General features: G+C 46.8%; 21 protein-coding genes. 11 read left to right on the top strand and 10 right to left on the bottom strand.

The genetic code is table 11. The features are described 5' to 3' along the window. Positions 1–3 precede the first annotated feature (3 nt). From glmS to QUE61_RS09160, 4 genes are all read left to right on the top strand, one after another. Positions 4–1,836, top strand: coding sequence for a glutamine--fructose-6-phosphate transaminase (isomerizing) (glmS, locus tag QUE61_RS09175; RefSeq protein WP_286306917.1), 1,833 nt, complete (start codon positions 4–6; stop codon positions 1,834–1,836). 39 nt (positions 1,837–1,875) lie between these two features. Next, complete coding sequence (locus tag QUE61_RS09170; protein ID WP_286306916.1) at positions 1,876–3,438, top strand: efflux transporter outer membrane subunit; 1,563 nt, start codon at positions 1,876–1,878, stop codon at positions 3,436–3,438. A gap of 167 nt (positions 3,439–3,605) precedes the next feature. Beyond that, on the top strand, positions 3,606–4,748 hold the full coding sequence (locus QUE61_RS09165; RefSeq protein ID WP_286308352.1) for an efflux RND transporter periplasmic adaptor subunit: 1,143 nt from the start codon (positions 3,606–3,608) through the stop codon (positions 4,746–4,748). Continuing rightward, positions 4,745–7,801: an efflux RND transporter permease subunit gene (locus QUE61_RS09160; RefSeq protein WP_286306915.1), complete on the top strand. Its 3,057-nt coding sequence runs from the start codon at positions 4,745–4,747 to the stop codon at positions 7,799–7,801. Before QUE61_RS09165 ends, QUE61_RS09160 begins: the two co-directional genes overlap by 4 nt. Positions 7,802–7,804: 3 nt before the next feature. On the opposite strand, the gene QUE61_RS09155 is transcribed toward QUE61_RS09160, so the two are convergent. Genes QUE61_RS09155 through QUE61_RS09145 form a run of 3 tightly spaced genes read right to left on the bottom strand, consistent with a single transcriptional unit; the run spans position 7,805 to position 9,238 of the window. Further along, entirely contained in the window at positions 7,805–8,446 is a 642-nt protein-coding gene (locus QUE61_RS09155; protein WP_286306914.1) for a glutathione S-transferase family protein, read from the bottom strand. After that, positions 8,446–8,949 (bottom strand): flavin reductase family protein, encoded by a 504-nt coding sequence (locus tag QUE61_RS09150; protein WP_286306913.1) that lies wholly within the window; start codon positions 8,947–8,949, stop codon positions 8,446–8,448. Before QUE61_RS09150 ends, QUE61_RS09155 begins: the two co-directional genes overlap by 1 nt. A 10-nt stretch (positions 8,950–8,959) precedes the next feature. Next, complete coding sequence (locus QUE61_RS09145) at positions 8,960–9,238, bottom strand: hypothetical protein (protein ID WP_286306912.1); 279 nt, start codon at positions 9,236–9,238, stop codon at positions 8,960–8,962. A gap of 90 nt (positions 9,239–9,328) precedes the next feature. On the opposite strand from QUE61_RS09145, the gene acuI reads away from it, so the two are divergent. Then, on the top strand, positions 9,329–10,312 hold the full coding sequence (gene acuI / locus QUE61_RS09140; protein WP_286306911.1) for an acrylyl-CoA reductase (NADPH): 984 nt from the start codon (positions 9,329–9,331) through the stop codon (positions 10,310–10,312). On the opposite strand, the gene QUE61_RS09135 is transcribed toward acuI, so the two are convergent. Further along, complete coding sequence (locus QUE61_RS09135; RefSeq protein ID WP_286306910.1) at positions 10,302–10,499, bottom strand: DUF1289 domain-containing protein; 198 nt, start codon at positions 10,497–10,499, stop codon at positions 10,302–10,304. The two genes, acuI and QUE61_RS09135, sit on opposite strands and share 11 nt — an antisense overlap. Continuing rightward, positions 10,499–12,289, bottom strand: a complete 1,791-nt coding sequence (gene aceK / locus QUE61_RS09130) for a bifunctional isocitrate dehydrogenase kinase/phosphatase (protein WP_286306909.1) — start codon at positions 12,287–12,289, stop codon at positions 10,499–10,501. Before aceK ends, QUE61_RS09135 begins: the two co-directional genes overlap by 1 nt. Before the next feature lie 37 nt (positions 12,290–12,326). Between aceK and QUE61_RS09125 the strand changes: the two genes are divergently transcribed. After that, positions 12,327–13,427, top strand: a complete 1,101-nt coding sequence (locus QUE61_RS09125; protein WP_286306908.1) for an MBL fold metallo-hydrolase — start codon at positions 12,327–12,329, stop codon at positions 13,425–13,427. Here QUE61_RS09125 and QUE61_RS09120 read toward each other — a convergent pair. Beyond that, positions 13,333–13,767, bottom strand: a complete 435-nt coding sequence (locus QUE61_RS09120) for a PhaM family polyhydroxyalkanoate granule multifunctional regulatory protein (protein ID WP_286306907.1) — start codon at positions 13,765–13,767, stop codon at positions 13,333–13,335. The genes QUE61_RS09125 and QUE61_RS09120 overlap by 95 nt on opposite strands. A 78-nt stretch (positions 13,768–13,845) precedes the next feature. Between QUE61_RS09120 and QUE61_RS09115 the strand changes: the two genes are divergently transcribed. Together QUE61_RS09115 and metH are read left to right on the top strand one after the other, a co-directional pair. Then, on the top strand, positions 13,846–14,922 hold the full coding sequence (locus QUE61_RS09115) for a homocysteine S-methyltransferase family protein (protein WP_286308350.1): 1,077 nt from the start codon (positions 13,846–13,848) through the stop codon (positions 14,920–14,922). Continuing rightward, positions 14,919–17,660, top strand: coding sequence for a methionine synthase (gene metH, locus QUE61_RS09110; RefSeq protein WP_286306906.1), 2,742 nt, complete (start codon positions 14,919–14,921; stop codon positions 17,658–17,660). Before QUE61_RS09115 ends, metH begins: the two co-directional genes overlap by 4 nt. A 4-nt stretch (positions 17,661–17,664) precedes the next feature. On the opposite strand, the gene QUE61_RS09105 is transcribed toward metH, so the two are convergent. Continuing rightward, positions 17,665–17,976 (bottom strand): DUF1840 domain-containing protein, encoded by a 312-nt coding sequence (locus QUE61_RS09105; protein WP_286306905.1) that lies wholly within the window; start codon positions 17,974–17,976, stop codon positions 17,665–17,667. Positions 17,977–18,013: 37 nt separating this feature from the next. On the opposite strand from QUE61_RS09105, the gene argS reads away from it, so the two are divergent. From argS to QUE61_RS09090, 3 genes are read left to right on the top strand one after another with little or no spacing between them, the layout of a single operon-like run. After that, positions 18,014–19,759 carry an arginine--tRNA ligase gene (gene argS / locus QUE61_RS09100; RefSeq protein ID WP_286306904.1) on the top strand — a complete coding sequence of 582 codons (1,746 nt, stop codon included), beginning with the start codon at positions 18,014–18,016 and terminating at the stop codon, positions 19,757–19,759. Between the two features lie 47 nt (positions 19,760–19,806). Further along, a complete protein-coding gene (locus tag QUE61_RS09095) occupies positions 19,807–20,439 on the top strand; it encodes an SPOR domain-containing protein (RefSeq protein WP_286306903.1) in 633 nt (210 codons plus the stop codon). Continuing rightward, positions 20,436–21,083: a thiol:disulfide interchange protein DsbA/DsbL gene (locus tag QUE61_RS09090; protein ID WP_286306902.1), complete on the top strand. Its 648-nt coding sequence runs from the start codon at positions 20,436–20,438 to the stop codon at positions 21,081–21,083. The genes QUE61_RS09095 and QUE61_RS09090 overlap by 4 nt, the downstream gene beginning before the upstream one ends. Before the next feature lie 2 nt (positions 21,084–21,085). Here the strand turns inward: QUE61_RS09090 and QUE61_RS09085 are convergent, their stop codons facing one another. Genes QUE61_RS09085 through QUE61_RS09075 form a run of 3 tightly spaced genes read right to left on the bottom strand, consistent with a single transcriptional unit; the run spans position 21,086 to position 23,903 of the window. Continuing rightward, on the bottom strand, positions 21,086–21,862 hold the full coding sequence (locus QUE61_RS09085) for an SDR family NAD(P)-dependent oxidoreductase (protein WP_286306901.1): 777 nt from the start codon (positions 21,860–21,862) through the stop codon (positions 21,086–21,088). An 8-nt stretch (positions 21,863–21,870) separates the two neighbouring features. Next, positions 21,871–23,121 (bottom strand): SAM-dependent methyltransferase, encoded by a 1,251-nt coding sequence (locus tag QUE61_RS09080; RefSeq protein WP_286306900.1) that lies wholly within the window; start codon positions 23,119–23,121, stop codon positions 21,871–21,873. Next, positions 23,118–23,903, bottom strand: coding sequence for a DUF1365 domain-containing protein (locus QUE61_RS09075; protein WP_286306899.1), 786 nt, complete (start codon positions 23,901–23,903; stop codon positions 23,118–23,120). The genes QUE61_RS09080 and QUE61_RS09075 overlap by 4 nt, the downstream gene beginning before the upstream one ends. Positions 23,904–23,916 lie beyond the last annotated feature (13 nt).

The following is a 23,916-nucleotide window of genomic DNA, read 5'->3' as shown; positions in this document are numbered from 1 at the left end:
TTTATGTGTGGAATCGTTGGAGCAGTCGCTAAAACAAATGTCGTCGACACCTTAATCGAGGGACTGCGACGCTTAGAGTATCGGGGTTATGATTCTTGCGGTTTTGCCGTGATTGATACTCAGCAAGCGGGTCATCCGATCGAGCGAGCTAGAACTACTGCGCGTGTGGCTGATTTGGCAAAGCAAGCCCAGGACTTTTGTGGTCAGGTTGGGATCGCGCATACGCGTTGGGCAACGCATGGTAGACCCGATACGCATAATGCCCACCCCCATATTTCAAATGGACAAATTGCGGTTGTGCATAACGGCATTATCGAAAACTATGAGGTACTACGCGATCAGTTAAAAGCATCTGGCTATATGTTTGAATCAGAAACCGATACCGAGGTCATTGCCCATTTAGTTCACCAGGAATTTATTAAACTTGGCAAGCCAGATTTAAAGAGAGCGGTTGCACAAGCCATAGAACAATTAAAAGGTGCTTATGCGATTGCTGTGATTGCTCAAGCCGAGCCCCATCTCTTGGTGGGTGCCCGTGCAGGCTCACCCCTCATTATTGCTATCGGTGATGACGGCCACTACTTATCTTCAGATGCGCTTGCTTTAGCCGGTAAAGCCAAAACCATGGCTTATTTGGAAGAGGGTGATCTGGTTGCTTTGACTGTCAATGGATTTGAGGTTTGGGATCGAACCGGTCAGATGATGCAGCGGGAAATTACACCGATGCCTGTTCAAGCACAAGCAGTTGAATTGGGACCCTATCAACATTTCATGCAAAAAGAGATATTTGAGCAAGCCCGTGCGGTCTCCGACACCATTGCTAATATCGCTGAACTTGGCCCGGCTTTATTTGCTGCGAATTTGCAAGAATGGCAGGAGTTTGATCAGGTATTGATTCTTGCTTGCGGGACAAGTTATTACTCAGCCTGTGTGGCTAAATATTGGTTTGAAGACATTGCGAAGATCCCCACGCAAGTTGAAATTGCGAGCGAATACCGGTATCGACAATCGATTCCAAATCCAAGAACTTTGATTGTGGTTGTCTCCCAATCTGGAGAAACGGCAGACACCTTAGCCGCCTTACGTCATGCCAAAGAGCTAGGTCATCCACTAAGCTTATCGATTTGTAATGTGGCGTCGAGTGCGATGGTGCGAGAAACCCAATGGCACTTTTTGACTCACGCCGGCACTGAAGTTGGGGTAGCGTCTACTAAAGCGTTTACTACCCAATTGGTTGCCTTGTACTTATTGGCTAATACGATTGCCAAACGCTCGGGGCATTTATCACCTCTTGCTGAGAAAAAAGTACTCGATGATTTACGCCATTTGCCCCAAGCTATTCATGCTGTATTGGCACTAGAGCCACAAATTATTGCTTGGAGCCAGGCATTCGCGAATTGTCAAAATGCGCTTTTCTTAGGGCGTGGTTTACATTTCCCAATCGCCCTTGAGGGCGCCCTAAAGTTAAAAGAAATTTCTTATATCCATGCGGAAGCTTATCCAGCTGGTGAGCTCAAGCACGGACCGCTTGCTTTAGTGACTGAGGCGATGCCGGTTGTTACCGTAGCGCCTAATGACTTGTTGCTCGAAAAACTGAAATCAAATATGCAAGAGGTCAAAGCTCGCGGAGGTCGCCTTTATGTCTTCGCTGACCAGGGTACCGAAATTAGAAGTGAAGATGGTATTCAGGTGATTCGCTTACCAGAGCATTACGGTAATTTATCCCCGCTATTACACGTTATTCCGCTCCAGCTCTTGGCTTATCACACCGCAGTAGCCCTTGGTACAGATGTTGATAAACCACGTAATTTAGCTAAAAGCGTTACGGTCGAGTAATTCATCCAAAAGTAAGCTCGTTGTGGTCAAATAATAGGTGTGAAGAGCCTTTTCGATTTTCAATCTTCTCTTTGTCATTCCATTTCGCTAAATCCACTCAAGCATGGCTTTAGTCTTTTGGTTTGCCTTGGCTTAACGGCCTGCGCTGTGGGTCCAGACTTTAAAAAACCCGATGCTCCAAAAGTTGCTTCTTATACAGAAAAACCCGTTTCCTCAGAGTTGGCAACTGCACCAAGTATTGGTGGAACAAAACAGTCCTTAGATCCTGCTGCTGATATTCCAGCGGAGTGGTGGTCTCTGTATCGTTCCCCTGAATTAGATACACTCATCAAGCAAGCTTTAAAGCGGAATCCAACCCTAGCCTCAGCCGATGCAACTTTGCGAGCTGCTCAAGAGAATGCGAACGCAGCCTTTGGATCTTTATTGTTTCCAAGTATTGGTTTGGGAGCATCAGCAACGCGTCAACAAATTACGCCGTCGACCTTTGGACTCAGCTCAGGCAATCCAAACATATTCAATCTTTACAATACCTCGGTTTCCGTAAATTACAACTTGGATGTATTTGGAGGGGCGCGACGTGCCGTGCAGAGCGCCCAGGCTCAAGCAGAAATCACCGGATTTCAATTAGAAGGTGCTTATCTAAGTTTGACAGCCAATATTGTCACGACGGCAATTCGCGAGGCTGCACTTCGTGCTCAATATCAATCCAATTTAGAGATCTACGAGTCCCAGAAAAATCTGGCTGATCTAATTAGTAAGCAGTTAGAAATAGGAACAGCATCGCGCGTTGATCTAACTTCACAGGTTTCGCTTGCAGCCAGCTCACAAATTGATTTATTGAATATTGATAAGAATCTTTCGTTTACCCGGAATCAACTGGCAGTTTATGTGGGCGATTTTCCTGGTAATGCACAGTTGGCCAAGTTTGACCTGACCAAGTTAAACCTTCCTGAACGTATTCCACTTTCGATTCCATCCGATCTGGTTCGTCAACGCCCCGATATTCGTGCCGCCGAAGCGTATATCAAGTCAACAAATGCACTGGTGGGCGTAGCCACCGCTAATCTCTTACCCCAAATTACCCTAAGTGGTGCGATGGGCTCGCAGGCCTTAACGACCGGCGCCCTATTTGGACCAAATGCTGCCATTTGGTCTGTGGCTGGCGGGGTATTTCAGCCTTTATTTCAGGGCGGGGCCTTACTCGCGCAGCGTCGTAGTGCAATCGCCACCTATGAAGCCGCGGTTTTTCAGTACCAAGCGACTGTGCTGAATGCATTTCAAGAAGTAGCAAATGCATTGCAAGCCCTTGAAAGTGATGCACTTGCGTTGCGAGCAGCGTCGGAAGCTGAACGCAACGCCTTGGAGTACCTCAATTTATTAGAGGAACAATATAAACTTGGCACTGGCAGTTATCTCGCGGTATTAATTGCTCAGCGACAGTATCAGCAAACTAAATTCCGCCTGATTGATGTGCAAGCAAGCCGTTTTGCGAATACTGCCGCATTATTTGCTGCACTGGGTGGTGGCTGGTGGAATCGCAGTGGCCCCGCTTTTCAGGCCCAAGCCAGTGAGCAAGTTAATCCGCCTAAACAAAGTCATTAAGAGATCGATTCATGAATCTAGTTCATCAACTCATCGCATGGATAAAAAATACGCTTCTCACTGAGAAAACCCTTAGGCTGATCTGGGCACCATTTGCTTGGATTGGGGCTCGTCTGCGCCCGCGTGAGCGTTTTAAAAAGACCAAAGCATACGCCGCTTTAATGCAAATGCCCCCCTTAAAGCGTCGCATGATTGTGATGCTGGTTGGGGTATTTATTTTGTTAGGTCTAATCTTCGGATTTAACCAATTAAAAACATTCATGTTTAATCGGTTTATGGCGGGCATGGGGATTCCTCCTGCGACGGTGACCACTACTGTTATTGAAAAACAAGAATGGCAACCCCGCATGAACAGTGTCGGTAATGTGCGCGCATTCCGGGGCGTTGATCTAAGCACCGAAGTTGGTGGATTGGTTGTAAAAGTTCCTGTGAAATCTGGTGTGGATGTTAAAGAAGGTTCATTACTCATTAAGCTCAATGACTCCGCGGATGTCGCCCAACTAAACTCTCTAAAAGCGATGGCGGATTTAGCGAAGGTCATTAATGAGCGCGATAAGGCTCAATTAGCGATTCAGGCAATTAGTAAGAATGTCTATGACACGAGCACTGCGGATATGAAGGCAAAGCAAGCGCAGGTAGAACAGCAAATTGCTTTAATTGCCAAAAAGAATCTCAAGGCTCCATTTAGCGGTCGGGTTGGCATCGTCACGATTAATCCTGGACAGTATGTCAATCCTGGTGACAAGCTATTAACCTTGCAAACCATTGATCCTATTTTTGTGGATTTCACCTTGCCGCAAAGCTCGGCTGGGATCATCGAGGTAGGTCAAACTATTGAGTTGCAGACCGACGCGTTTAAAGAAACACCGTTTGTCGGAAAAATTACAGCTGTTAGTCCCAAGGTAGAGCTCAATACCCGCAATATCCAGATTGAGGCTCAAATTAGCAATCCAGATAAGAAGCTCTTGCCTGGTATGTTTGCGAACGTCAATATTAATTTAGGCGATAAGGTTGAGTTACTCACCTTGCCTCAAACCGCTGTTACTTACAATCCTTATGGCAGTACCGTGTTTATTGCCAAGAAAACTAATCGCCTAGATAAAAAAGGCGTGCCTGTTCTTGAGGCGCAGCAATTATTTGTCACCACTGGGCCGACCCGGGGTGACCAGGTTGCCATTCTCAAAGGTTTGGAGCCTGGTATGACGGTTGTCACCAGTGGGCAATTGAAATTAAAGAATGGCACTCCCTTAATCGTGAACAACAGTGTCTTGCCAGTTAATTCACCGGATCCAAAACCACAAGAGCAATGAGTCAAGATTTTCAGCGCCATCAATGGACGGATTTATTTATCCGTCGTCCTGTACTTGCAATCGTGGTCAGCTTGCTGATTTTGCTATTGGGCCTCAAAGCAGTTGGTTCATTGCCCGTCAATCAGTATCCACAAACTCAAAATGCAGTAGTAACCATCACGACCACTTATTTTGGTGCGGATCCAGAAACAATCGCGGGATTTATTACCCAACCCCTGGAAGGAGCCATAGCTCAAGCCCAGGGCATTGATTATTTATCCTCCATTAGTATCAGCGGTGTTTCCACGATTACCGCTACCCTGCGCCTAAACTACGATGCTAATCAGGCGCTTACTCAGATTAATACGCAAATTAGTTCGGTGCGTAACCAATTGCCACCCCAAGCACAGCAGCCGATTTTGACAGTTCAAGTGGGTCAAACGACTGCGGCAATGTACATGGGGTTCTATAGTGACGACATCGCCAATAACAGCATTACTGATTACTTATTGCGTGTCGTTAAGCCTAAGTTGGACTCAATTAACGGTGTGCAAAATGCCGAAATCCTAGGTGGTCGGAAATTTGCTCTGCGCGCCTGGCTCGATCGTGACCGAATGGCAGGCCTTGGTGTTGCTCCAGACGATGTATATGCAGCACTGGCAGCTAATAATTATTTGGCCCCCGTGGGAAGCACTAAGGGGCAAATGGTTTCGGTGGATTTAGTTGCCAATACCGACCTCCACTCTTTAGATGAGTTCCGTAAATTAATTATTAAGCGTAATGGTGCAGACATTGTGTACTTGGATCAGGTTGCAACGGTCACTTTGGGATCTGAGGATTACAACAATAATGTTGCGTTTAATGGTAAGCAGTCGGTCTTCATTGGTATTAAGGTCGCGCCCGATGCAAACCTATTGGATGTGGCTAAGCGGGTTCGTGATGCATTCCCCGATATTCAGAAGCAATTGCCAACTGGCTTAAATGCCAAGATTGTGTATGACTCGACCGATTTTATTAATACCTCGATTCAGGAAGTGGTCCAAACACTTCTAGAGGCCTTAATTATTGTGACGGTTGTAATCTATCTATTTTTAGGTAGTTACCGTGCAGTTGCGGTACCCGTACTTGCTATGCCATTGTCATTGATCGGCACGTTTTTCATGATGCAAGTCCTTGGTTACTCGATTAACCTACTGACATTATTAGCTTTGGTATTGGCGATTGGTTTAGTTGTGGACGATGCCATCATTGTGGTCGAAAACGTTGATCGCCACATGAAAGAGGGTAAGTCGCCGCTCGAGGCATCTCTGATTGCAGCGCGTGAGTTGGGTAATCCGATTCTGGCGATGACGATTGTATTGATCGCTGTTTATATCCCGATTGGATTTCAGGGGGGGTTAACGGGTGCCCTATTCACCGAGTTTGCATTTACTCTAGCAGGCGCGGTCGCAGTTTCTGGGGTGGTTGCATTAACCCTATCACCCATGATGTGTTCAAGACTATTTTCGCAAGAGGAAGAGATGTCTCCTTTTGTGAAAAAGATTGATCGAGTGTTTGAAGGTGTGCGACATTCCTACCAAAACATATTGCGCGATCTGTTATCAACTTGGCAGGTCATTATTGTGATGGGCGCTTTATTGCTAATCGGGGTTGTGTACCTCTATGCGACTGCTCGCTCTGAACTTGCTCCCACCGAAGATCAGGGTATTGTTTTAGTCTCAGCGGTTGGACCACCCAATTCCACCGTGAATCAAATGCAAGGGTATGCCGATCAAGTTTTTCAGATTGCGAGTAAAGAACCTGAATACAAACAAATGTTTCAGATCACCAGTCCAAATTCAAGTTTTGGTGGCGTGATTATGAAAGATTGGGATGAGCGTAGTCGTAGTGCTAGCAAATTCCAAGAAGATCTTCAAAATAAATGGAATAGCATTGCAGGAACACGTATTGCTGCATTCCAGTTTCCAGCACTGCCAGGTGCGCAGGGCTTTCCGGTTCAGGTAGTCATCAATACAACCGAACCCTATTCCAATTTAAATGAGGTATCCCAAGCAGTTCTTGATAAAGCTAGGCAAAGTGGTATGTTCTTCTTTGTCGATTCTGATCTAAAGATTGATAAGCCACAAGACGTATTGCAAATTGATCGTGAGAAAGTCGCTGCCTTAGGGATGACTCAGCGTGATGTGGGTAATGCTTTATCTGCTGCGTTGGGCGGTGGCTTTGTTAATTACTTCTCGGTGGCAGGCCGTTCCTATCGAGTTATTCCGCAGGTAAAGCAAGCGGATCGCTTAAATCCTGATCAGATTTTGGACTATTACATTAAAACCCCGACAGGGGCAATGATTCAGGTGAGAACGATTGCGACGATACAAAGTCGTGTCGTACCCCAATCCATTAATCGTTTTCAGCAGTTAAATTCAGCGACGATTAGTGGTGTTAGTACTCCATTTGTCTCGCAAGAAGAGGTTTTGAATTTTCTGGGTCAAGCGATTAAAGAAGCTGCACCATCCGGCTATTCGATTGATTATGCAGGCCCATCACGTCAGTTCAAGGCTGAGTCGGGCGGATTTTTGGTAACGATGATGTTTGCTGTATTAATCGTCTTTCTCGTTCTTGCCGCTCAGTTTGAGAGCTTCCGGGATCCCTTGGTTATTTTGGTCTCTGTGCCATTGGCGCTATTTGGGGCATTAATCTTTATCAATCTTGGATTTACCACCTTAAACGTTTATACCCAAGTGGGATTGGTAACCTTAATGGGATTAATTAGTAAACACGGAATTCTGATGGTGGAGTTTGCTAATGAGCTTCAAGTCGCCGGACGATCAAAGTTAGAGGCTATTGTTGAGGCAAGCAGTGTGCGCCTGCGCCCAATTTTGATGACAACCGCCGCGATGGTACTGGGCGTCATTCCACTCGTGATTGCCTCAGGGGCTGGGGCAGCTGGCCGTCAATCGATGGGGATCGTGATCTTTACGGGCCTTGCAATCGGGACATTATTTACTTTATTTGTAGTGCCCGCCATGTATCTCTACATCGGTGCTGATCACCAGCAAAAGAAATTTAAGCAGGTTTAATTACTATTCAACCGCTTTGGTAAATTGGGTTGATTTGCAAATCTGGTCGTACCAACGGGCAATGTGATTTAACTCTGCGCGTGGACCCGTTTTGTCTGGGTATTGATCGCTCAGCATGAACCAGCGCTTGACACATAGGGTCAGAACAATGTCACCTAAGTGGAAGTTCGGGCCTGAACAATAGGCCTCTTTGCTCAAAACATCATCCAGGATTCTGAGCAATTGATTGGATTCTTGGAATGTCTTATGGATTGCTGCGTAGTCTCTTTCGGCCTCAGGAATGCGTGTTAATCCTAAAAACGGGATACGAAGCGCTGGCCACAGGGTTGTTAATTGCCAATCGAGCCACTTATCGGAGGCTGCCATTTGAGCAAGGTCAAGCGAGAAGCGCTTGCGATCAGCATATTTATGTGCCAAATAGCGCATGATGGAATTTGACTCCCAAAGGATTAACTCACCATCTCGTAAAGTCGGTACTAAACCGTTGGGGTTTAGTGCTAAAAACTCGGGCGTTTTATTAACGCCAAAGTGGAGACCTGCATCGATCCGTTCAAAGTCGCGTCCTTCAACAAGGCCCAGTTCGGCAAGTATCCACAATACTTTTTGAACATTAATGGATGATTTTCTGCCCCAAAGCGTCATCATCAGAGGCTCCCTTCTGGATCAAATGCAAGTTGTGTAAATTGGCTATGTGCAAACAGCAATGGTTGTAAATCTGGATCATGTTCAATCGCTAAAACGCGAGCCACAACAATTTGATGATCGCCACCATCATGTACTGCAACAGTCTCGCACTCGTAATAGGCGGCACAGTCTGCGAGTTGATATAAACCACTACTATTGATACTGTGATTTAGTTCAAGAATATTTTTCTTGATCAGCTTGGCAAAAATGAGAGCCAGATTCTTTTGATTGGCTTCTAAGACATGAATCAGCTGTCGTCGTCCAACACCAAAACAATCTTTCAGGTCAGATTGTTTGCCAATGCTCCATAAAATGAGGGGGGGCGATAGGGATACGGTATTGAATGAGCTTACGGTGATGCCGACCGGTTTTTTTTCAGAATTAAGCCCCGTGATTACCGTGACACCAGTTGGAAAGCTAGAAAACGCTTGTCTTAACTCGAGGGATGAGAATTGAGTTTGCAATGAAAAAACTTTACTTGGCTGGATTGATTTTGGTAGTGGGAATAGGAGCCAGGGCTTCATTTTCATCGGCTCTGACACATTTAAACCGATAATCTTTGCCTGCCTTGGAAATAAAACTGGCACCCATATAAAAGTCATCTTTACAGACTTTATTTGCAAAATCCATTACTTGCTGAGGATCGGCGCTCGAGTTAATGAGGCGCATATTGCCGAGAGACATCGTTAGCTCGGTCGAAGCGCACGCACTTAAAACAAGGGGGGTCGCAACTATTAATACAATACGTTTCATGAAAAGCCCCATAATCGATCCTGGAACAGTAGGATAAACGGTTTTAATAAACTACACGCATTCAATATTTAATCTATTTTGGAATCCTCTATGTTTAAAGCCATTTTAATTAATAAAGACGAACAAGGTTATCGCGCTCAATTAAGTGATATTGATGAGAGCGTCCTTCCAGAGGGGGATGTCCGTATTAAGGTGCATTACTCCACCTTAAATTACAAGGATGGCTTGGCAATTACAGGTAAGGGCCCAATCGTTCGGCAATTTCCCATGATTCCCGGAATTGACTTAACCGGCGAGGTGATTGAAAGCAAGAATCCTGAGTTTAAAGTTGGTGACCTGGTTGTATTAAACGGTTGGGGTGTGGGGGAGTCTCACTGGGGGGGCTTGGCCCAATTGGCAAGCGTAAAGTCCGAATGGCTCATTCCATTGCCTAAGGCGTTTACATCCAAACAATCCTTAGCCATTGGTACAGCCGGTTACACCGCGATGCTATGCATTATGGCACTTGAAAAACATGGCCTGAAGCCTGCTGATGGTGAAATCTTGGTGACCGGTGCAGCTGGCGGAGTAGGGAGTTTTGCAATTAGTCTTTTACATCAATTGGGCTACACCGTTGTCGCCAGTAGTGGTCGCCCTGAGGAAGCAGATTATTTGAAAGCACTTGGCGCATCCGAAGTGATTGATCGTGCCTCCTTATCTCAGCCAGGTAAACCCTTGGCGAAGGAGCGCTGGGCAGGAGTAGTTGATTCAGTGGGAAGTCATACCTTAGCCAATGCATGTGCTGCAACTAAAGCCAATGGTGCAGTTGCCGCCTGCGGTCTAGCGCAGGGAATGGATTTTCCGGCTACGGTTGCCCCATTCATCTTGCGGGGCATTACCCTCTATGGGATCAATAGCGTTACTCAGCCCAAGCAAAAACGTATTGAGGCTTGGGCCCAACTCGCATCCTTGTGTAAACCTGAGCAATTAATGACGATTGCTAAGGAAATTGCCTTGGGTGAGAGTATTCAATATGCTGAAGATTTGATGAACGGCAAGGTTCGTGGTCGGGTGATTGTGGACGTTAATCGCTAGAGTTGGCACTTGCCTGTCGTAAGGTGAGCGCCAACCAAACTGCCTCTTTTTCTGCCTCACTCAAGACAGACCAATTTGCAATTTCTTCGATGCTTCGAAAGCAGCCATAGCAGTAGTTTGATCTTGGATTCATTGCACACCAGTTGACGCATGGCGAGCCAATGCTGCCATCTAAGTTTCGAATCATCAGAAGTTATCCGGGAAAATATTTCTAAGCCGTAACGACTGATCATACTCAATGAAATCAGGAATTTCGCCTGCGAGTAAACGATTCTTATACGATTGCCACATTGCAGGTTGAAATAAATCAGCATGGTGCTTGAGTAACAGATCACGGATTTGATCGTTGCCGAGCAAAAATGTTTTGTAAGTCTCTGGAAAAATATCTTTAGGGCCAATGCGATACCAGGGCTCGCTTGCCATTTCATCATCCTCATTGCGTGGCGCAGGAACTTCTCGGATTTCGCAATCGGTTAAGTATTCAATTTCATCGTAGTCGTAAAAGGCGACTCGTCCATAGCGCGTGACCCCAAAGTTTTTATAAAGCAAGTCGCCTGGAAAAATATTGGCCGCGATGAGATTTTTTATTGCTTCGCCGTACTGAATCACGCCATCCTCAACCTCAGCGGGCGAGCCCTCTTGAAGGCGAATATTGAGAGGGGTCATGCGCCGTTCGATATAAAGATGTTTGATGACTAATTCGGCATCAGGGCCTTCGCCACCGCTGAACTCAAGCAATGATGTACAGTGCTCTTCAAGCTCGGCTAGTAATTCGGGGGTAAACCGATTTAACGGAAAGGCAACATTGGAGAATTCTAGAGAGTCAGCCATTCGTCCAACCCGATCATGCTGCTTAACCAATTGGTATTTCGCCATAATTTGATCGCGCGAGGTTTCTTTGGGTGGCGGAAAATAATCCTTAATGAGCTTAAATACATAGGGATAGCTCGGTAGATCAAACACCAGCATTACTAGGCCCCGAATTCCGGGGGCGATTCGAAATTGATCGGTGGAATGCATCAGGTGATGCTGAAAGTCTCGGTAAAACAGGTTCTTACCGTGTTTTTGCAGTCCAATCATATTGTAGAGTTCAGCCCGGGGTTTATGCGGTAAGAGACTTCGCATAAATGTGACATAAGCCGATGGGACCTCCATATCAACTAAAAAGTAACTATGTGTAAAACTAAAAATGAGACGCAGATCGACTTCCGAGAGTAAGATGCCATCAATAACCAATTCACCTTTTGGGTTATGCATCAGAGCCAGCACCAGGGGAGAAATCTTTTCTCCATTAATAATGCGCCCCATAATGTAGGCAGTCTTATTACGAAAAAATAATGTGCTTAAGGTGTGAATCTGAAAATCTGTAGAGCTCGTTGTGTCCGACAGAGACTGCTTGATAAGTTTGGTCGTTAGGTCAAGGTCACGATCTAAATTTTCAAAGGAGTTCTGAAGGTCAAAACTGGTAATCAAACTTTTTAGGACCGGTTGAAGACCTTGAACATCGCCTGGGTAGTATGCCCGGTAGGACGGCTTTGAGGGCGCCTCATCGTTTTCTAAGTATTCGGTTGATATCGTGGGGCGGACAAAAATAAATTTGTTATTGAAATACCTGCTTGCAAGAATCCGTGTGGTGACCGAGTTAAAAAACGTTTCCGCTAATTCTGGTTGATGAAGATTGGATAGAAGTCCGATGTAATGCAATTTCACCTGTTGCCAAATTTCATCGGACAAGGCAGGGGCATCAAACTCTACCTCCAGATGGTGGGCTGTTTCAATGACCCGTTGGTCATAAAAAGTGATCCGATCACGTAATAGTTGGCGAATACCATGCCAATCTTGGTTCTCAAATGCTGCTTTGGCTAAGCGGCCAGCGTCTCTAAAAATACTGTAATGGCGCATGAACCCCTGAAGCAGGGTTTGGGCCATATCAAAAGCGACTTGCGAGGATAATAGTTTTGGAAACGGATTGTTCATACTAAGAGTGTATCTAGCAATTAATTAGGATTCAAAGATGACCCAGCCAGGCCCCACAGGCAATAATCATGCAACAAAGCAATTGGTCTATCCATATGGGGAGACCCTAGTAGCACAGGGAGAAACGCTGGAAGTTGCTCCCGGAGTCTATTGGATACGAATGCCCCTGCCATTTGCCCTTGATCACATTAATTTGTGGCTCTTACGGGATCAATTGGATGGCCAAGAGGGTTGGACCATTATTGACTGTGGAATTACGAGCGACCTTACGAAGTCGTGCTGGGAATCCATCTTTGCCAATCATCTCCAAGGGCTACCTATTTTGCGGGTGTTGGTTACCCATATGCATCCAGATCATATTGGCCTTGCTCATTACTTGTGTGAGCGCTGGAAGGTCGGGTTATGGATCTCGATGAGTGACTTTCTGATGGCTCAATGGTTAAGCAGCAAGGAGGGCGGCGCTGCGATTGGTTCTACGCCAGGTAATGGTGGAACGGCTGATCACTATGCGCGCCATGGCTTGCAGCATGCTGAAGATCTCGAGCGTATTCGTAGTCGTGCTGACTATTACAGTCGCTTAGTGCCCGAAGTGCCCAAACGGTATCGCCGCATTATGGATGGTGACCATATTCAAATCGGTGAGCGTGATTGGGTCGTATCGATGGGCTATGGGCATGCACCTGAACATGCCACGCTCTATTGCGCATCCTTAGGAATCTTTATCTCAGGTGATATGGTCTTGCCCCGCATCTCGACCAATGTCAGTGTCTATGATGCCGATCCCGATGCAAACCCTTTAGATCTCTATTTACGATCAATCGATCGTTGGCGCTCATTACCTGCCGATACCTTCGTTTTGCCATCGCATGGCAAACCATTTCAGGGGTTACATGAGCGGATTGAGCAATTGCATGAACATCATCGGGCCCGGTTGAGCGAGACCGTGTTCGCCTGTCAAGAGCCGCGAACTGCCTATGAGATTATTCCAGTTTTATTTCGGCGCCCGCTTGATAACCATCAGCTCAGCTTTGCCATGGGCGAAGCTATTGCTCACTTGAACTATCTGTGGCACCAGAAGATCTTGCAGCGCTCTTTGAGCGCGGACGGGATTTGGCGGTTTTGCGCTCTCTCGACTTAGATTCTGAGGAACCTTCGGTGCCCGATGGACTGGGGGGATTGGCCATCGCCTCACCAAAGGATTTGATCGCCATGAGGGTAGCACGCTGCACCTCAAGGGTCTGAATGGTTGACTTTAGAACATTGAGGTTCATGCTCAGCCAAGACTCAACGCTTTTGAGATCTTTGATACGCTTATCCAATTCCTCAATGTCAAAGGTTGGCATTGCGCCATTAAAGCCTGACATGCCACCACTCATGTCTGGCATAAAAGAGGCTCCGGGGCCCCCACTCGCATTCTGACCCCACATCGTTTTGAACATTTCTAGGCTTTGGTTAAAGTCAGGTATTGCGCCAAACATATTCTCTCCTCGCGGGCTAAATAATCCCATTATCGATAAAATGATGGGTCAATGAAGATTAATACGAGTTCTGCGCCAATGCAATCCCAAGGAAGTCAATCTAAGCCTGCTTTGTCTTATACCCGAGGCGCCATTCTTCCTGCCTTATTAAGAGAACGAATCTTAATTCTGGATGGGGCGATGGGGACCATGATTCAGCAGAAAAAATTTACGGAAGAGGATTATCGGGGTTTAAAAACCACTCAGCGCTTTGCCAATCATCCGATTGATCTCAAAGGCAACAATGAGTTACTGGTGCTTACTCAACCAGAAGCCATCTTGGATATTCATCGTCAATACCTTGAGGCGGGTGCTGATTTGATTGAAACTAATACTTTTGGCGCCACTTCGATTGCACAAGAGGATTACAAAATGCCAGAGTTGGCGCGCGAGATGAATGTGCAGGCAGCGAAGCTCGCACGTCAAGCCTGCAACGAATACTCAACAGCCGACAAGCCCCGTTTCGTAGCTGGTGCCATTGGACCGACTCCAAAGACTGCGAGCATTTCGCCAGATGTGAATGATCCAGGCGCTCGCAATGTTAATTTTGATAGTTTGCGTGCTGCTTACCGCGAACAAGTTGAAGGACTATTTGAGGGTGGCGTCGACTTACTCTTGGTAGAAACCATTTTTGATACGTTGAATGCCAAAGCCGCATTATTTGCAATCGATGAGTTTTTTGAAGAATCCGGTGAGCGCTTACCGGTCATGATCTCAGGAACGGTCACTGATGCCTCAGGCCGAATTCTTTCGGGTCAAACGGTCGAAGCATTTTGGAATAGTTTGCGCCATATTAAGCCTCTCACGTTCGGATTAAATTGCGCTCTTGGCGCAGCATTAATGCGACCCTATATTGCTGAATTGGCACGTGTTTGCGATACAGCGGTCTCATGTTACCCGAATGCTGGCTTACCAAATCCAATGAGTGATACCGGTTTTGATGAAACCCCCGAAGTGACCTCGGGACTTGTCGATGAATTTGCTCGTGATGGGTTAGTCAATCTGGTCGGTGGGTGTTGTGGAACAACCCCGGACCATATTCGTCAAATTGCAAAAGCGATGATTAAAAGAAAGCCTAGGCCTTTTCATAGTGACCGGACCGAGGAAGTGGCATGAGCAAAGCAACGATGCAGCCCATGCGCTTATCTGGGCTAGAGCCTTGTAATATTTCGCCCCAAATTGGCTTTGTGAATATTGGTGAGCGCACTAATGTGACCGGTTCAAAAGCGTTCTCCCGCATGATTTTGAATAATCAATTTGACGAAGCGCTCGCGGTTGCTCGTCAGCAGGTTGAGAATGGCGCCCAAATGATTGATATCAATATGGACGAAGCCATGCTCGATTCAGAAGCGGCGATGGTGCGTTTTCTAAATCTGATAGCTTCCGAACCCGATATCGCTCGAGTGCCCATCATGATTGATTCGTCCAAGTGGACTGTCATTGAGGCGGGACTGAAATGCATCCAAGGGAAGCCGATCGTTAACTCAATTTCGTTGAAAGAGGGTGAGGAGCAATTTAGGCAGCAGGCAAAATTGATTAAACGCTACGGAGCAGCCACCGTGGTGATGGCATTTGATGAAAAAGGCCAGGCCGATACGTATCAACGAAAAATAGAAATATGCCAACGTTCATACACGATCTTGGTGAATGAGCTGGACTTTCCGCCTGAAGATATTATTTTTGATCCCAATATTTTTGCGATTGCTACGGGGATCGAAGAGCATGATAACTATGCGGTGGACTTTATCGATGCTACCCGTTGGATTAAAGAACACTTACCAGCCGCCAAAGTAAGCGGTGGTGTGTCGAATGTGAGCTTCTCCTTCCGGGGCAACGATCGGGTTCGTGAAGCGATTCATACGGTCTTTTTGTACCATGCCATCCAAGCAGGTATGGATATGGGAATTGTGAATGCCGGTCAACTTGGCGTATATGCTGACTTAGACCCTGAGCTGCGAGAGCGTGTTGAAGATGTGGTCCTAAACCGCTTTGTGGAGAAAGACGGCCAAACGCCGACGGAGCGTTTACTCGCGATCGCGGATCAATACAAAGGCGGGGGCATCAAGCAAGAAGAAAATTTGGTGTGGCGCGAGGCGCCCGTGCGCGAGCGCTTAACCCATGCACTTGTCCATGGCATTACCAATTTCATTGTGGACGATACCGAGGAACTGCGTGCTGAAATTATGGGTTCAGGCGGAAGGCCCATTGAAGTGATTGAGGGGCCCCTCATGGATGGAATGAATGTGGTCGGCGATTTGTTTGGTGCTGGCAAAATGTTTTTGCCTCAAGTGGTCAAGAGTGCACGGGTGATGAAGCAGGCTGTGGCCCATCTAATTCCCTATATCGAGGAAGAAAAGAAGCAATTGGTTGCGGCTGGCGGGGAGAGTAAAGCCAAGGGCAAAATCGTGATTGCAACGGTCAAAGGCGATGTGCATGATATTGGAAAGAACATCGTAACCGTTGTCTTGCAATGTAATAACTTTGAAGTGGTCAATATGGGGGTAATGGTTCCCTGCGATCAAATTTTAAAGAAGGCGAAGGAGGAAAATGCCGATATCGTTGGCCTATCTGGACTAATTACACCCTCTTTGGAAGAGATGACCTATGTTGCCCAAGAAATGCAGCGGGATGCGTATTTCAGGGAGAAAAAAACCCCATTACTGATTGGTGGCGCAACCACTTCACGTGTTCATACGGCCGTTAAGATTGCTCCACATTATGAGGGCCCAGTGGTTTATGTCCCCGACGCATCGCGCTCAGTTTCCGTTGCTTCAAGTTTGCTTTCAGATGAGGGTGCGAAAAAGTTTGTGCAGGAGTTGCTGACCGATTATGAGCGCATTCGTCATCAGCATGCGAATCGAAAGAGCACCCCATTAATTAGCCTAGAGGCTGCTCGTGCCAATCGTGAGTCAATTGACTGGACGAATAGTCAACCTGTTAAGCCAAAATTTATTGGCCGACGGGTCTTTAAAAATTACTCATTAGCTGAGATTGCCAAGTTTATCGACTGGACTCCATTTTTTCAGACCTGGGACCTTGCAGGTAAATTCCCTGCTATTTTGGATGATGAGGTTGTGGGGGTTGAGGCTCGCCGCGTCTACCAGGATGCGCAAGCCATGTTGGAAAAACTCATTAAAGGCCAATGGCTCCAGGCTGATGCGATTATTGGTCTTTTCCCTGCCCATAGTGATGGTGACGATATTTTGTTTTATGCCGATGAGGAACGCTCGCAACCATTTCTTGTATGGCATAACTTAAGACAGCAAGCCGAGCGCCCCATCGTCGATGGTGTGATACGCCCCAACCGGTGTTTAGCAGATTATGTCGCTAGTAAAGCCAGTGGTGTGCGCGATTACGCAGGTTGCTTTGCGGTGACTACGGGTCATGGGGTTGACGAAAAAGTCGCTCAATTTATGGCTAAACACGATGACTACAGCGCCATCATGCTCAAAGCGCTGGCCGATCGTTTAGCGGAGGCATTTGCGGAGCTCATGCATTGGCGGATCCGAACTGATCTTTGGGGGTATGTAGCTAATGAGCAACTGACTACAGATGATTTAATCGATGAAAAATATCAAGGGATTCGTCCGGCTCCTGGCTATCCAGCCTGCCCCCAGCATGATGTCAAGCAAGCCATGTTTGCCGCCTTAAAAGCAGACGAAATTGGCATGAGTCTCACAGAGTCATTGGCCATGAATCCTGCATCGAGTGTGAGTGGCTTCTATCTGGCCCATCCGAATGCGCAATACTTCAATGTCGGAAAGATCGGGATGGATCAGGCGGAGGATTTAGCTAAGCGAAGCGGTCAATCGCTTGATCATATCAAGCGTTCGCTAGCCAGTTCTTTGGATTAGTCGTCTACACACCCCAGACTACTGGCTCCTGGTCTTTTAGCGCCTGACGCAGTAGTTCAAGAAACGGGTAAGCCCTTCGCCCCAAGGGGTCAGAATCGGTCGATTGATCCTCGTCATCGCTAGTACCTGAACTGGATGCGTTATTTTGTTTAGTATCAATGGCGGCCTGTAGTCGTTCGATGTATCCCGGAATTTGTTCTGGTAGAAAAATACCCTGATTCTCGAATGGGCGGCCAATGGCATTAAAAATCCGATACGTCAGATCATCTAGCATAATGACTGGGGCTGCATTTTTGGTCTGAAATTGATGAATCATGCTTCAAGCTTACCATCACTGATAAACTTTCATTTCTATGTTGTCCAGCCAAAAAACTCAGCTCACGCAATGCATCACCAATGCTTTGAATGCCTTAGCGCAAGAGCGTGGACTTGCAGCTGGTGATTTTCCGATTCCGCATTTAGAGCGACCTAAAGTTGCTGACCATGGTGATGTTGCGTGCAATATTGCCTTGCAAATTTCGAAGGCATGGAAGTCCAATCCACGCGAGTTAGCACAGGCCATTCTTGGCCAATTAAATCAATTTCCAGACTACGGACAACTAATTGCAAGCGCCGAAATTGCTGGGCCTGGGTTCATTAACTTCCGTTTGAGTCTTGCGGCCAAGTCTACGGTAGTAGGGCTTGTATTGCGTGAGGGCGCGCGTTTTGGGCGACGGGATAACATGGGTACGCCAGACCCGAGCGTACCTAAGCGGGCCATGATTGAATTTGTATCTGCCAATCCCACTGGACCCTTGCATGTTGGACACGGGCGTCAGGCAGCTCTCGGTGATGCCTTAGCCAATCTTCTAGACAGCCAAGATACCAATGTGCATCGGGAGTTCTATTACAACGATGCCGGTGTTCAGATTCATAATCTTGCGCTATCGGTACAGGCACGTTTACAGGGTTTAAATCCCAAAAGCCCCAACTGGCCTAAGGAGGCCTATAACGGTGAATATATTGCTGAGATTGCTGAGTCCTACCAAGGTGCTGGCTATGATCAGTCTGACCTAGAGCAAATCCGTCAATATGCAGTCGCCTATTTGCGCAAAGAGCAAGACATTGATCTAAAAACCTTTGGCGTGCAATTTGACCAATTTTATTTGGAATCCTCTTTATATACCGATGGAAGCGTTGAGCAAGTGATTGGGGATCTACGGGCGGTTGATAAGACCTATGAGGCAGATGGCGCTTTGTGGCTAAAAACTACGTTAGATGGTGACGATAAAGACCGTGTGATGCGCAAGTCCGATGGCACCTATACCTATTTTGTTCCGGATGTGGCATATCACATCAATAAATGGAGTCGCGGTTTTGAAAAAGTGATTAATGTTCAGGGTAGTGACCATCATGGCACGATTGCGCGGGTACGGTCTGGAATACAGGGGGTGGCACAAAAACGGGACTGGCCGATTCCGATCACCTATCCCGACTATGTGTTGCATAAGATGGTTACAGTCATTCGCGATGGTGAAGAGGTCAAGCTCTCCAAACGCGTTGGCTCGTATGTCACGCTGCGAGATTTAGTTGAATGGTCTGGTGGCATTCACCCACAAATGACCGGTGATGAGCGTAATTTGGCGCTGCAGCGAGGGCGTGATGCGGTTCGCTTTTTCTTGATCTCGCGTAAAGCAGATACCGAGTTTGTATTCGATGTGAATTTAGCTTTGCAACAGAATGATGAGAACCCCGTCTTTTATGTGCAATATGCCCATGCACGGATTTGTTCGATTCTCCAGCAATGGGGTGGGGAGTCTAGGGCCTTAGAGCATGCCAATTTGAGTCTGCTGGACAGTAAGGCGGCTGATCACTTACTGCGGCGGTTGTCGGAGTATCCAGAGATATTGGCTAATGCCGCGCACGATTTGGCCCCTCATGCCGTTGCCTTCTATCTGCGCGAACTCGCCGGGGATTTTCATACCTTCTATAACGCAGACCGCGTCTTAGTGGACGACGAGCAACTTAAATTGGCACGCTTAGCCTTGTTGGCGGCTACACGGCAAGTCTTGGAAAATGGCCTAAAAATCTTAGGGGTTAGTGCCCCACAAAAGATGTAATTTCGTCTGCTTGCTCGCATTTTTGAGCAAGGGTTAAGATAGAGGACATGGCTGACATTAAATCATCTGACGCACTAGAAAAGCGAGATGCGACCCAACTGCTGGGCTCACCCGAGTCGGGCGGAATGATCATGGGTGTTCTGATCGGTGTTTTTGTTGGGGTTGGTTTAGCACTCATTGTGGCGTGGTATTTAATGAAATCGCAGCCGCAAGAAAAGCCAGGGGTTCGAGCCCCAAGCGCCCCCGCTTTTATGAAGCCTCTTCCACCAAAATCAGACAATGAAACCGAGGAAGAAACTGCAGTTGCTCCACCTCAGCTTGATCTCAATAAGCCACTGCAGACCAAGGTTCCCGGTATTGGTGGAGCCGATCCTGCGCGCGATCCAATTGCAGATATTGCAGCGGGTAAGACCCCCGAAGCGAAGCCTGAGCCCAAAGCGGATACCTTGTTTTATGTTCAGACCGGAGTATTTAATCAGCGCACCGAAGCCGATGCACAAAAGGCAAATTTAGCGATGCAGGGCATTCAGGCGCAACTGAGTGAAAGTGCGGTTGATGGAAACTCAGTTTGGCGAGTTCGAATCGGCCCATTTGGCAGTATTGAAGATACTACCTCGGTTCGCAGTAAATTAACCATTCTTGGAATTAAACCCACCGTTATTCGTGTAAATCGATCATGAAATCGTTATTCAAAACCCTTATCCTGATCTTGGCCTTATTTGGCCTGCAATCATTCGTGCTTGCACAAGCCCCGATTAAGGTTGAAGAAGGTTTTGATTACCGCGTTTTACCGATTGCCCAGCCAATCGATGTCAAAGGCAAGGTCGAGGTGATTGAATTCTTTTGGTATGGTTGCCCCCATTGCTTTGAGTTTGAGCCCGATCTAAAGGCTTGGTTAAAGCGTCAGAATAAAGATGTCGTATTTAAGAAAGTGCCCATTGCCTTCCGAGATGAACTCATGCCTCACAGCTTATTGTTTTATGCCCTGGAGTCTTTAGGAAAAGGCGAAGCGCTTAATGACAAAGTGATGTTTGCCATGCATCGTGAAAACAAGCGACTCCTGAATGAAAACGAGATTGCCGATTGGGTCGCCGCTCAAGGCGTTGATCGCAATGCATTCTTGGCGGCCTATCGCTCGTTTGCCGTTCTTTCAAAAGCCCGGGCTGCTAATCAGTTAGGGAATGCCTACCGAATTGATGGTGTGCCAACCGTGGCGATTCAGGGGAAATACATCACATCGCCATCGATTGCTGGATCGCGCGCGAAGTCGATTCAGGTGATGGATTTCTTAGTGAATAAAGTCCGCAAAGACGGCTACAAATAGATTTAGATCTTCACAAACTTACGCAATATCCAAAAATAGATTGGGTAGGGCAAGATCCGTAAGAACTTTAAAAAGCCTGAAAAGCGTTTAGGGAAATGAATATCAAATTCTCCATGTGCAATTCCATCTAGGATTTCATTAGCAGCGGTCTGCGCGGAGATGAGGGCCGGCATTTCAAAATCATTTTGAGCAGTTGCCTCGGTTTCCACAAAGCCTGGAGAAATCATATGAACCCCGATACCCTTGGGCTGCAGATCATAAAACAAGGTTTCGCAGAAATTAATCATGGCCGCCTTTGTCGGCCCGTAAGCCAAGGCCTTGGGTAAACCACTATAGCCTGCAACACTACCGACAATGGCAATATGTCCGCTACCGCGGGCAAGCATTGCCGGTAATACAGCACCAACTGCGCGCATCGGGCCCAAGAGATTCGAATCGACAGTTTTCTCAGCGTCGGCCATATTGAAGGTATCTGCTCGCATTGGAATATAAATACCGGATACAAAAAGCAGCAAATCAATGCCGCCCCATTCCTTCTCAATCTTCTGATATGCCTCTTGAATATCAGCCTCACGCATCACATCAACAGGTAGGACTAGATAATCGTCCTTTGGATGAGTCTGCGCAATTGCCTCAAGGCGTTCGATGCGACGACTAGATAGTGCAACTCGTGCACCTTTTTGAAAAAGGGCCTTGACGCAAGCCTCACCAATGCCACTTGATGCTCCAATCACCCATACGCGTTGTTGTTGGTAGTTAGTAATCGCCGGTTGTTTCATTACCTGACCTATTTCGGTTGGTGGCTGAGCGTAAATTGAACGACATCAATATTTTGTTCTTTAAAGCCAGCTGCGCAATACATGAGATAAAAGTTCCATAACCGAATGAAAGGCTCATCAAACCCGAGTTCTCGGATTTCAGGAATTTTTTGATTAAAGTGCTCATACCAAATACAAAGTGTTTTGGCATAGTCATGCCCAAAGGCGAATTCACATTCGATCTGTAGCCCCGCCTGTTGTACATAGTGTTTAAATGCTTCTCGGGAGGGCAGCATCCCCCCCGGAAAAATATACTGCTGGATAAAGTCCGTGCTTTTACGATAGCGGTCAAACAGATTTTCAGCAATCACAATCGTTTGAATGCATGCTTTGCCATTTTGTTTCAGGCAGCGAGCAATGGTTTCAAAATACATCGGCCAATATTGCTCGCCAACCGCTTCAAACATTTCAATGGAGGCAATCCCATCAAACTGATCCTTGCAATCCCGATAGTCTTGAAGTCGTACTTCATGGCGATTGGGCGACTGTCGATTGATGCGATCCATTGCAAATGACTGCTGTTCAGTCGAGAGGGTGAGTCCTGTAACCCGGTGACCGGCAAGGGCTGCCTCTTCCATAAATCCACCCCACCCACAACCGATCTCCAGAATCTTGCTATTGGGTTGAAGTGCCAGAGAGTTTAGGATGTTGCGATATTTTGCTCGTTGTGCGAGCTCCAAGCTTGCATTGGAATCAGCCTGAAACCAGGCGCTTGAGTAGGTCATGCTGGGATCAAGCCACAGTCGATAAAACGCATTACCAAGATCGTAGTGCGCATGAATATTTTTTTTGCTACCCGCCTTATTGTTTCGGTTTAGAAAATGGCGAAATCGATACACTAGTGACCCGAACCAATTCCCGTAAATGGCACGCTCAAGAATATTGCGATTCTTAACGGCGAGGTCGAGTAACTTCTCAAGATGGGGGCTATCCCAATCCCCGCGGATATACCCTTCAGCAAATCCAATATCACCATGTCGCAAAATATCTTGGAATGTAGACCAGCGATGGAACCGAATCTCAGCATGTAAGGAATCGGCTCGATTTCCAAATTCACGCTGCTCGCCATTTGGAAAAGTCATCACCAAGTGACCGATGGATAATTGTTTTAAGAGGCGCTCAATGGTTCGGGCGGCGAGGCTTAGTTTTCCATCCGCCGGTAATTTTTCAGTGCGCGATACCGATAATTTGTGGAGCAGGGATTGTCCGGGTCGAATCATGAACTCACTTCAATTCTGGGAGGCGTTGGTTTTGAGTGAAATGGTACCCCCTTTAGCCAAAGTTTGAGGGCTTGCCAATGAATGCGCGCAATCACGCCAAAGGTCATCATCGGGTAGCGCAGCTTCGCACGGCTTAAAGCAGAGCGTGATAGGGGAAAATCTTGACCGCTAATGCTGGTGTAGATCAGTGGCTGATGATCGGTGTAAAGCTCAATGCGACAGACCGAATCCATTTTGCGTTGACTGTCTTTGGAAAAAAGAAACCGAAACCGATACTCGCCAGAGACATCACAAAATGGCGATACATGAAAAATTTTATGACTAATCAGTGTTTCACCTGAAAAAATCTCATCGCAATCTTTTTTGTGAAGCAGGTAACAGTGCCGCTCACCAAAAGTGTTATTCACTTCAGCTAAGATCGCTCGTACTGCTTGATGCGCATCCGTGTAGATCCAAAAGCTGACGGGATTAAATACATAACCTAGTACCCTTGGAAATGTTTGTAGCCAAATTTCTCCATCAGGGATTGAAATGCCCTCTTGCGCAAAAAGAGACTCTGCCCAGCTCAGGGAATTTTCCATGCCGTGGCCATGATCACGATCGTAAAACGAGTAAAAGGCCCACTGGTTATCCCCCATGCCATATTGCTTGAGAAGATTGGGGTTGCGATTACGCTCTCGCATCGGGATCTTTAGTGTGAAGACTCCGTAACTAAAGCGATTGCTTACCGGCCTTAAGCGGCTGTGCTTGACTTGACCAAAATTAATTAGTGGATGCGCCATCGATCGCAATGCT

This window comes from Polynucleobacter sp. HIN5, from assembly GCF_030297555.1.
In the GTDB taxonomy this organism is placed as follows: Bacteria; Pseudomonadota; Gammaproteobacteria; order Burkholderiales; family Burkholderiaceae; genus Polynucleobacter.
The sequence above is the reverse complement of the archived record's forward strand: the minus strand, read 5'-3'. Positions and strand labels throughout refer to the sequence as shown.